The organism is Chryseobacterium sp. SIMBA_029, from assembly GCF_046535275.1.
Lineage (GTDB): Bacteria > Bacteroidota > Bacteroidia > Flavobacteriales > Weeksellaceae > Chryseobacterium.
In genome coordinates, this window is the sequence record NZ_JAWRXA010000173.1 from 1 (window position 1) to 297 (window position 297).

The 297-nt window shown below is 60.6% G+C and carries 1 protein-coding gene; it reads left to right on the forward strand.

The features are described from left to right. A partial coding sequence (locus SB679_RS23695; protein WP_410704711.1) for an ANTAR domain-containing protein occupies positions 1–238 on the forward strand: 238 nt, incomplete at its 5' end. Between the last annotated feature and the right edge of the window lie 59 nt (positions 239–297).

A 297-nucleotide genomic window follows, 5' to 3' on the forward strand; every position in this document is an offset into this window, starting at 1 on the left:
GTCTAAAACTGTGAACTCATCCGGAACCTGGGCTGACATGCGCAGCGCGATCGAGTCGCGAACCATCATCGACACCGCAGTCGGGATCCTGATGGCACAAAACCGCTATACGCGCGAAGACGCATTCCAGGTTTTGCAGAAGGCCGCCGGTGCCGGCACAGGCCTCCGAGCCCTTGCGGCCGGCATCATCGAAAACATCTCCGGCCCAAAGGACCCCCCGGCAACCTTCAGCGGCTAAGGCAATAATCCACATGGCCCGCCAACTCGTCGTCCAGTGGCGCGCAATCTGGTCGATGT